Source organism: Arcicella sp. GW458-12-2-14-TSB2, from assembly GCF_059423785.1.
This window is the reverse complement of record NZ_JBWKYN010000209.1, coordinates 1-9,495: the sequence shown is the minus strand read 5'-3', so window position 1 is coordinate 9,495 and position 9,495 is coordinate 1. Positions and strand designations below refer to the sequence as shown.

Here is a 9,495-nt window from a genome sequence, read left to right as displayed (position 1 = left end):
ACCTTTACTTTTGTTAAAATAGTTTTTTCTGGATTTGAAGACTAAAAGACTAAACGCTTAAAAAAAGAGAGGGCTTTAAGAATTAAGTGTAAGCACTTACATTCTTAAAGCCCTCTTTCACAAACACTTACTTGTATTACCTACTTTTCTCCTAAAAAACGTAATTTAAAATAATCAGTAAAAAAGATATTTTTAGGGTCACGTTGTTGGCGTAGCATTAAGAAATCATCCCATTTTGGTGTCTGACTTCTTAGATATTCTGCCCAATGTTTATAATCATAGCTAGGTGCAAATTTTCCCCAGTGTAGCCTAAATGGAATATTATTTTTCTCGAAAAGTTCCCAGTATTGTTCATAAAACCCTCCTTTTACAGATGGATTTCCTTCATTTGAGGCATACCAAAAAACATCTACCCTAATAACATCTCTATTATAAGAAGGGCTCAACCAAAAATTACTAGCTTTACCTGCGTATATTTCAGTACTATACGTTCCAGTGGCTTTTCTGCCATCTTGCTCAAAAAAACCTTTCAGTAGGTTCATTACCTCTTTTGTTTTCTCAATCGGGATCCACAATTCTGTAAATTCTGTTCCCATCAGGATATCACCAGCCTCGTTATCCATCGGTAAACTTCGCCACATATAATCCATGAATAACATAGCCTTGCCATCCTTAGTCAGTGGTTGAAGTAAATTGATGATTGTTGGGAATAATAGCCACAAAACACCTTTAAAAATGCTAAAAAACAAAGTAATTGGAAGCAAGAGAATGTATAGAATGACTGTTAATAACACTGCTAATATACCAGACTTAATACTGTTATAGAATGCCTTGAAGCTTGGTTGCAGTTTTTTCCAAGTTTTCAAGAAACCATTGTTTCCTAATGTTGTAAACATTACTGACGCCCCCAACTGTTCAATTTGGGTTAACAGATTGGTATCAGCAAATTCTTCATAAGGAGCTGGGTAAAATACAGGAGGGTTTATTCCCCGAATAGCCTGCCACATTACTACTCTATCTACGCCTTTTTGGGGCCACCATAGCATTCTAGAATAAGGTGTTTTTTCAAGATATTGTTGATAATTAGGCTTTGTGGAATTACCATCACCAAACAAATCTATTGGACATTCTTCGTAGGTTGTTTTAGTGGTTATTTGTTGTCCATAAATATTAAAGAAGGGTACTAATTGCATTCTCACTTTTACAATAACACCTAATAAACCCAAGGAAACACCTAAGGCGTTAAATAAATCACTGTCTTTTTCTACCCATTCAGCATTCCCTTGTCCATCTATTACCCTGAATGCTAACAGGTTTTCTTCGATAGTGTACATCGTTGTTCCACCTGCTGAGCCAGTTGATAGAAATCCTGATACTGTTTGATGAGTAATACCGCCTAAATCGCTTAATGTCCAGCCTTTTAGAAAAGTTTGATACAATAAACTATTGGCTAACGTTGATGCTCCTGTGGGGTCCATGGGGTCATAACCAAGGTGAATACCTGCATCTACCTCAATAATTCCTTTTTCGTTATCAATCCAAGTCAGACTCATCAAATTATCAAAAATGAGGTTCAGATTGGGTCCTTTGGGCGGATTTTCTTCAGAAACTTTGTCAGGTACAGGTAACTCCCCTGGCCCTGGGTCTGTATAGATGGCCCTAGCGATAGAGTGTGACGCCCCTCGACAACGGATTTGCAAATTGTTATCATAGGCATATTTTACCAGTGAAATTACTTCACTTTCAGATGCAGGGTGATAAAACCCATCTGAACCGATTGGAATAATTGTATTTAATGGCATTGAGTGTGATAGTTAAATATGATACAAAAGGTTGATTTAGTAATTTTCAGTAAATAGCTGATAGTAATTTCAATTGAAATATTATGGGTATAATAACATTTCAATGCTAAAAAATATTGAGTTGACGATAAAGAAGGATTAGGCAAAAGGCATATACAATACACAAACGTAATTATAATTCATCATTTAACCAAATATTTTTCACTTCAACATAAATATTTAGTTTTCCTTAGCTTTTGTCATTTCAGTAAAATAAAGTTCTTGGAAATAGCTAATCGTTTCTGTATTTTTAAACAAAAGGCATCATCTACATATCAAGTGAATTAATTCACAACATTTGTATATCTGTTAATCTTAAAGGAGCTCAAAAGACTATACGATATTCATAAAATACTTTAATACATATTTTTCCAATCATTTATTTGCGTATATTTTGGTTGATTACCGTTGCTCTTCCACTTTTTCTGAAAGGCAAGTGGAAGTTTTGATAAAAAGAATTTTAATCCAAAAAAGTTTGAGAACGTTTTTATCTGTCATGCGATTTGCCCTTGTCGAACAAATCGAACCGTCTATGAATTTTACAATTTAATCCATTCCAAAATCATTTTAATTCATTTATGAGTAAATATCAAATTGCCGAAATCAATATTGCTAGAATGAAGGGCGTAAATATCAACGACCCAATTATGAAAGAGTTCAATGATAATCTGGACACTGTAAATGCTATAGCAGAAAGTAGTGAAGGTTTTATTTGGAGACTAAAAGACGATTCAAATAATGCTACCAGTATTAATCCATATAATGATGAACAAGTAATTATCAATATATCTGTTTGGGAAAGTATAGAGACCTTAGAAAATTTTATGTATAAAACTTTTCATTCTGAGTTTTTGAAGCGTCGTAAGGAATGGTTTCAGACTTATGGAAAAGCTTATACAGCCATGTGGTGGATACCTAGCGGACAATTCCCATCTCTTGAAGAAGCAGTTGATAACCTAGACTATCTTCAAAAAAATGGTGCTTCTGAAAAAGTTTTTGATTTTAGAAAAAAGTTTGCAAAACCTGCGTAGTGCAAAACCCCAAATACACTTTTTTTATTTTTCGCCCTTATTTATGTCATAGAAATCAAGGGCGGAATACAGAATAACCCCGAAAATTGCCAAAATTGACACTTTCCGGGGTTATTTATTTATAATATATTGATTTTTAAATATTTAAATGACTAAAGAGAACCCTATAGAGTAATCTCCAAAAATTTGGATTTCGCAAAATTCACCATCATATTTTTTCAAGCAAAATTTCTTTCCACTTTTCTATTTTGTCTTGTACGTCTTGCATTTTAAATGGCTTACTGATATAATCATCCATCCCTGCTAGTATCGCTTTGTCACGATCATCTGATAAAGCATTAGCCGTGGCCGTAATAATAAGAGGTCTGGCATGTTTAGGATATAGCTTTACGATATTTCTAGTCGTTTCAAAACCATCCATTTCAGGCATCATGACATCCATAAATATTAGATGATACTTCTTTTTCTCTATTGCTTTTAGTACCTCTATGCCATTTTCTACTACATCAGCAGCGTATCCAAGTTTCTCTAAAACCCTTGTTAATAACTTTTGATTAATAGCATCATCCTCAGCGATAAGGATGTTGATAGATAGGGCAGAATTTAAGGTATCTGTAATAACGGTAGTTTTAACAGTTGATTTTACGGTGTTATTCAAAACACTATTAATCGCTTTTAAAATATGGCTATGACGCGTAGGTTTATTTAAGATAGACTCAAACAGTTTTGTGTTATCATCCAATGATAGCATGTTGTGGTTTCCTGAAGAGCTAAATAAAATAACAGGCAAATCTTTCCGTAATTCTTTGATTATCCTAGTCACTTCGATACCGTCCTTTCCGGGCATTAGCATATCAATAATTACTAAATCATACCTATCTGTTTCTATTGATGCTAATGCATCTTCGTAATGTTCGAAAGTTGTAGCATCCATCCCCCAAATATTACATTGTGTTTTAAGAATTTTCAGGTTGGTTTTATTATCATCCAATATCAAGATGCGCTTACCTTTCAATGAAACCATTTCTACGGTTGCATTGGCTTTATACTTTTTAACGTCTCTGTTGGCTTCTACTTTGATGTTAAAGATAAACGACGAACCTTTGCCTACTTCGCTTTCTACGCGTATGCTTCCTCCCATGAGTGATACCAATCGCTGACTGATTGCTAAACCAAGACCTGTACCGCCATACTTACGGGTAGTTGAAGAATCCACTTGAGAAAAACTCTCAAATAATTTATAATATTTATCCTGAGGAATACCAATTCCAGTATCTCTTACTGAAAATTCTAAATTATAAAAACCTTGCTCATCAATGCCCCCATTTTTAACACTCACTTGGATTTCGCCTTTAGCAGTAAACTTTATACCATTGTTTACTAGGTTAATCATTATTTGTCTGAGTCGGGTAATGTCACCTTTGATTTCTAAGGGTACGTCAGGCTCAATGTAGTAAAGCAAATCAAGTCCTTTGTCATTAGCATTGACAGAAAGTAAATCATAGGTTTCTTCAATGACATTATTAATATAGAATGGTTTGCTCTCTAGTTCTATTTTACCAGATTCAATCTTAGAGAAATCCAAAATATCATTAATGATAGCAATAAGTGCCTCGCCACTGATACGTATAGTCTCTACGTAATCCATCTGCTCTTCACTTAACTCGGTATTTACTAATAAACTTGCCATACCGATTACGCCATTCATTGGTGTACGTATCTCATGACTCATATTAGCTAAAAAGTCAGACTTTGCTTTGTTTTGTTCCTCTGCAATTATCCTTTTTTCTGCTAATTCAGTATTCAGTTCTAACAGTTGTTCGTTAGCCAAATGTTGGAAGGTAACATCCGCAAAAACCCATAAACGACCTTTGATATTTTGAGAAATAGTAGGTACACACGAAACACTTAGAACATAAGTTACAGGGTCACCAAAAATCCATTTCCAGTAATTTATTTTTTGCCCTGGCAAGCTAAACAGTCTGATTCCCTCTCTGATGATTTCATCTTTGTTGACAGCCTTATCCCTTAATTTTTGCATCGCCTCGGCAATGATCAATGGCTTATTGTCATCCTTCGGGATATTCAGTATCTCGGCAGCTTGGCTATTTACCCAACCTCCCTTTCCTACATCGTCTACAAATACTACTCCCTGAGGAATTGTTTCGAGAATAGCATTAAAACGAGTAGTGAGTTCTTCGATTAAAAAATAATTCTGAATAATTGAGATGGTGTCTTTGAGACCCACAGAGGCATGGTTTAAAAATGCTAAAAACAAATCATCATGCTTTCGGTCATCTTTAACCAATAAGATAACGCCTCCTCTGAATCCTGATTCATTCATAGGAATAAATATTATATCCTCTCCTTCTTCTTTTGAAAAAGAATTATCTATATCAAAAACAATTTCATTTTCATTTACAAGCTTTAATACTAATTCAGCATTGATAAAACTATTTAAAAAATGCCTAGAAGTATTAAACTCTGCACGAACCGTAAGATTATCATCCATCTTAACAAAAGCAGCGGCCTCAGCATGTGCATGCTTTTTAATCAGGTGAGTAGCTTGTGCATAAATAACTTGAATGTTTTTCTCTTTTTTTATAGGATAAAGTCCTGTTAAAAAGTTAACAGCCTCATTAATCCAGTTAATTTGCTTGTCCAAAATAATTAAATAAATTGCTCTAATGCGTTAATAACTTCATTTGGGGCGCTTATATGTGGGAAGTGACCGTAAGCATTTACGACGGTCAGTTTACTATTAGCGATATTATTGTTCAGATAATATGCCACATCAATGGGTACAGCAATATCTTCTTTAGCCTGTATTAATAAAGTAGGTTTATTCAACTTTGTTAATTCTTTACGATAATCTGATTGGAATATTACGCGGGCTACTGATTGTGCAATATCGGGTCTAATTGCCCGTAAGGTAGCAGCAAAACCTTCTGCTAATTGAGGGTTTTCTGGATTGCCCATCGCTGCAGCTGAAAAACCACTTACCCAAGCAAAATAATTATTCGCCATTGTATCATACAATGCATCTAAATCTTGTTGCTCAAAGCCTCCTAAATAACCAATATCATTCAAATATCTTGGGGAAGCACCTACCAATGCTAGTTTTGAGAAAAATGCTGGTCTTTGAACGGCAGTAAGCAAGCTAATCATTCCGCTCACTGAATGCCCTATCATGATGGCATCTTTTACCTCATATTCCTCACAAATTGCAATAAGGTCATTGACATAAGCCTGCAAGGTATCATATTTATTAGGGCTGAAAGCTTCGGGGTCGGCTTGACCAGCACCAACATTATCGAAAAGAATAATTCTGTATTTGGAGATAAATGCCTCTGAAACTTTAGACCAAGCATGTTGGTCTGTGCCAAATCCGTGTGCGAATAACATCGTTGGACCGTCCAAGGTGCCAATTACTTTTATATTATTTTTTTTTGTTAGGTTCATAATTGATAAAAATACTTAATAGATTAGGTCAGATAAAAGTGATAGTAGCAAAGATTAATATGAGGGGAATTATTTGATTTATGCTTTATTAATCAAACAAAAAAATATATTTATATGTTATTAATTATTAGTTAAATACAATTATACAAAATAAGTTATGATATTCTAAATATATTTTATTTTTTATATCGATTTATAATGACAACTTTAATTTGATGATGAAAACTCAAAAAAACCGTCTCATTGTATTCAATCCTATATTAATAAAGAAGATAACGTCTTTCATCATTTAAGCTTTTTATTCTAAAATAGTGTAATAACTTATTTTCAACAAAGACAACACTATGTAATTTATAAAATTATCTTGGTAAAATACAAAATTATAAATAAAATATCATCTTCTATCTATACTGTTTTAGAGATAATGCTTTGGAATACTTTATATTATTTACTTTTCAAAACAATGTATTCTTCCCATTTATAAGCTGTCATATCATGTTTTCACCAGACTGATTCGAGACAATGGTTGCAAACCTTTGTCATTTGCCATCCATGTTGGTTACAAAGGTGTCTTGAGCAATAGCCAAGCAACAAACAAACATCAAACTACACAATAGTATTATTTTCATAGACTTGTTTATTAATAAATGAGGTTGAAATTCATTTGGATTATTTTATCCATCATAGAAAAGAATTGAGATAATATCATCTACTCATTTATATACCAAGCCTTTCTTAAATAATACAGTTAGCTATTGGATAAAAGAACTCACAATGCATTGAAAGCACATCTCTTTGCTTTTTTTCCTGATTAAATAGGACAACTTTCCGATTACTTTCTCTTAATTTCGGTAAATCAAAAAAACATTCACTCTCTTTATGAAAAAAACACTTTTAATCTGTTTATCGCTTATTTCTGTTACTTGTTTTGGTCAAGTAAAGCTAGCACGACTTTTCTCAGACCATGTAGTATTACAACGACAAAAACCTATTCCAGTGTGGGGTTGGGCTAATGCCAACGAAAAAGTAAATGTTACTTTGGCTGGGCAATCTCAAAACACAAAGGCTGATGCTACTGGAAAATGGATGGTAAAATTTACTCCGCTTGAAGCTGGGGGGCCTTTTAAAATGACTGCTACCGCAAAATCTGGCAGTGTTACTATAAATGATATTTTAATTGGCGAAGTATGGCTCTGTTCGGGGCAATCAAACATGGAATGGAGAGTTTCTCAAGCTAATAATTTTAATGAAGAAAAGAAAAATGCTGACTATCCAAAAATCAGACATTTCTATGTAGAACATGAGGTTACGATTGACCCACAAGCAGATTTAAAGTCGGGCGAATGGAAAGTAGCCTCGCCAGAAACTGTTGGTAATTTTACAGCAGTTGGGTTTTTCTTTGCTCGTGAGTTATATCAAAAATTAAATATCCCAATTGGTTTATTACATTCTTCTTGGGGAGGTTCGCAGGTGGAAGGTTGGATTAGTAAAGAAGGAATGTTGACTAATAACGAACTAAAAAGTTATGCTGAGCACTTACCGAGCAACTGGAAAGATGCCGACTATGCTCATGACCAGAAAGTACAAAAGCAATTATTAGGCAGTAATATCAACCCAAGCATTGAAGACGAAAAGAAATACTTGACAGCGAATTATGATATTTCTAAATGGCTTTATGCGGATAGCCCAATGGGACAATGGGACTGGAAAGGCATTTGGGCATATCGTGGAGATGGTTACATGGCTCGCACTATCGAAGTGCCTAAAGAGGCTGTTTCAACCGAAACAACGTTGGCCTTAGCAGAAAACGATAGTTATAATGAGATTTACATTAATGGTAAATTAGTTTCACAGGGTGTCATTAAAGGTGTTCGCAAGATTACCGTACCTGCTAATACTTGGCAAACTGGAACAAACCAATTAATGATAAAATTCGGAAATATGCAAAGCCTTCCTTGGATGGGACTAGGACTAATAGGTTCTGCTACTGATTTGTATGTAGAAGTCGACAATCAAAAAATTAGCATTGCAACAGGCTGGAGATTGATGCCATCTTTTGCTGGAAAACATGAATATGTTCATTCTAGCAACAATGTTGGTACTACTATTTACAACGGCATGATAGCCCCACTTGTCCCTTTTGCCATGCGTGGCTCTTTATGGTATCAGGGTGAAGCAAATACTGGCAGAGCTTATCAATACCACCAAACCTTTCCACTGATGATAGAAGATTGGCGTAAAAAATGGAATGATGACTTTTCTTTCTATTTCGTTCAGTTAGCCAATTATGGTCCTTATCAAAACAGTAATCAAGGTAGTAATTGGGCAGAATTAAGAGAAGCCCAAACAATGACCTTATCATTACCTAAAACTGGAATGGCTGTCATTACAGATATTGGGAATCCGAATGATATTCACCCAACAAACAAACAGGATGTAGGACATCGTTTGGCAATAAATGCCTTGAAAAAAGATTTCGGGCAAAATATTGAATACAGTTCTCCGATGTTTGAATCGGTTAGTTATGAAGATGGTAAAGCGATTGTTTCTTTCAAAAATATTGCAAAAGGCTTAGTCATTCAAGATAAATTTGGATACTTAAAAGGTTTTGAAATCGCAGGGGAAGATAAGGTGTTTTATTATGCCAAAGCTGAACTTGTAGATAACAAGGTGATTGTTTATCATCCAAAAGGCTTAAAGCCTATTTCAGTACGATATGCTTGGGCAGATTCGCCAATGGATGCCAACTTGTTTAACTCAGAAGGCTTACCTGCCAATTCATTTAGGACAGATACTTGGCCAGGAATGACAATCAATACGAAATTTGAATAAATACGATAATCCCTTTTAAGTAAGCCCTCCACTTAAAAGGGATTCCTTTTTTAATGATAAAATAATACGCCTTTCTGTTCACAAAAGACAAGTTCCTCAATTAACGATAATACAATATTTAGTAATACTTAATTTATATTTTTCTGCAAAACACCTTCAAAAATTGCATAAAAGTAGATTTAATATAAGCAATTGATAAAAAAGTATTAACAGTTTCACCACAAAAACTGTCAATTTTGTATTATAAATTACAAAAGCATTTTTACGTTTTCCGACCCGAAGCAAAGCATATTTCTCGAAAAAACTAACCTTTATAAATAACCATCTTT

General features: G+C 34.2%; 5 protein-coding genes. 2 read left to right on the top strand and 3 right to left on the bottom strand.

What is annotated here, in order from left to right:
* Positions 1-140: 140 nt before the first annotated feature.
* Positions 141-1,802: a D-arabinono-1,4-lactone oxidase gene (locus tag AC07XN_RS21390; protein WP_494744524.1), complete on the bottom strand. Its 1,662-nt coding sequence runs from the start codon at positions 1,800-1,802 to the stop codon at positions 141-143.
* Positions 1,803-2,419: 617 nt separating this feature from the next.
* On the opposite strand from AC07XN_RS21390, the gene AC07XN_RS21385 reads away from it, so the two are divergent.
* A complete protein-coding gene (locus AC07XN_RS21385; protein WP_494744523.1) occupies positions 2,420-2,872 on the top strand; it encodes a DUF3291 domain-containing protein in 453 nt (150 codons plus the stop codon).
* Positions 2,873-3,080: 208 nt separating this feature from the next.
* Here AC07XN_RS21385 and AC07XN_RS21380 read toward each other — a convergent pair whose 3' ends face one another.
* Entirely contained in the window at positions 3,081-5,537 is a 2,457-nt protein-coding gene (locus AC07XN_RS21380) for a response regulator (RefSeq protein WP_494744522.1), read from the bottom strand.
* A 5-nt stretch (positions 5,538-5,542) separates the two neighbouring features.
* Entirely contained in the window at positions 5,543-6,334 is a 792-nt protein-coding gene (locus tag AC07XN_RS21375; RefSeq protein ID WP_494744521.1) for an alpha/beta fold hydrolase, read from the bottom strand.
* Between the two features lie 879 nt (positions 6,335-7,213).
* Here AC07XN_RS21375 and AC07XN_RS21370 point away from each other — a divergent pair.
* Complete coding sequence (locus tag AC07XN_RS21370; protein WP_494744520.1) at positions 7,214-9,166, top strand: sialate O-acetylesterase; 1,953 nt, start codon at positions 7,214-7,216, stop codon at positions 9,164-9,166.
* The last annotated feature ends 329 nt before the right edge of the window (positions 9,167-9,495 follow it).